At 67.3% G+C, this 545-nt stretch carries 1 protein-coding gene; it reads left to right on the top strand.

The window, feature by feature from the left end; genetic code table 11:
• Window positions 1-545 (top strand): carboxyl transferase domain-containing protein (locus BBH68_RS38830; protein WP_281182524.1); only part of this gene is annotated, 545 nt, incomplete at both ends.

Genomic DNA, 545 nt, shown 5'->3' on the forward strand with positions numbered 1-545 from the left:
GTGGACGGCCGCCCGGTCTGCGTCTACTCCCAGGACTTCACGATCTTCGGCGGCTCACTCGGCGAGGTCTACGGCGAGAAGATCGTCAAGGTCATGGACTTCGCCCTGAAGACCGGCTGCCCGATCATCGGCATCAACGACGGCGGAGGCGCCCGGATCCAGGAGGGCGTGGTCGCCCTCGGCCTGTTCGCCGAGATCTTCCGCCGCAACGTCCACGCCTCGGGCGTCGTCCCGCAGATCAGCCTGATCGTCGGACCCTGCGCGGGCGGGGCCGTCTACTCCCCCGCCATCACCGACTTCACGGTCATGGTCGACCAGACCTCCCACATGTTCATCACCGGACCCGATGTGATCAAGACGGTCACCGGCGAGGACGTGGGCTTCGAGGCCCTGGGCGGCGCCCGGACCCACAACACCACCTCCGGTGTCGCCCACTACATGGCCGCCGACGAGAAGGACGCCTTCGAATACGTCAAGGCCCTGCTGTCCTACCTCCCCTCCAACAACCTCTCCGAGCCCCCGGCCTTCCCCGACGAGGCCGACCT

Source organism: Streptomyces sparsogenes, from assembly GCF_001704635.1.
GTDB lineage: Bacteria > Actinomycetota > Actinomycetes > Streptomycetales > Streptomycetaceae > Streptomyces > Streptomyces sparsogenes.